The sequence below is a fragment of the Vibrio sp. 970 genome (assembly GCF_033339075.1).
Genome location: NZ_JAWOTW010000695.1, coordinates 1 through 545, shown reverse-complemented (window position 1 = coordinate 545; position 545 = coordinate 1). Strand labels below are relative to the sequence as shown.

Here is a 545-nt window from a genome sequence, read left to right as displayed (position 1 = left end):
TTGAATTTGGTTCAAGTATCGATCTGCCTAACCTTCATAAAGATGAAGACGTACTGAAAGCGGTTCGTGCACTTGTAGCGAACGAACCAGAGCTAGCGGCTCAAGTTGTGAAAAACTGGATGAACGAAAATGGCTAACGATATCGTACCTCAAGATGAAAACGGCGCAGGCATGCCAGTTGAGTTTGATGCCTCCACCATTACTGGTGAAGAGAAAGCGGCCATTTTGTTATTAAGTCTGAATGAGCAAGATGCGGCTGGCATCATCCGTCATTTAGAACCGAAACAAGTACAGCGTGTTGGTAGTGCAATGGCGCGTGCAAAAGATTTAAGCCAAGAGAAAGTATCGGCGGTGCACCGTACGTTTTTGGAAGATATCCAGAAATACACCAACATTGGTATGGGCAGCGAAGACTTTATGCGTAATGCCTTGGTGGCCGCGCTGGGTGAAGACAAAGCGAACAACTTGGTTGATCAAATTCTGCTGGGTACCGGTTCGAAAGGTCTGGATTCATTGAAATGGATGGACCCACGCCAAGTGGCAAG

General features: G+C 46.8%; 1 pseudogene. It reads left to right on the top strand.

The features are described 5' to 3' along the window. Window positions 1-129: 129 nt before the first annotated feature. A pseudogene (locus R7Q11_RS28670) lies at window positions 130-545 on the top strand (flagellar motor switch protein FliG); the annotation flags it as partial.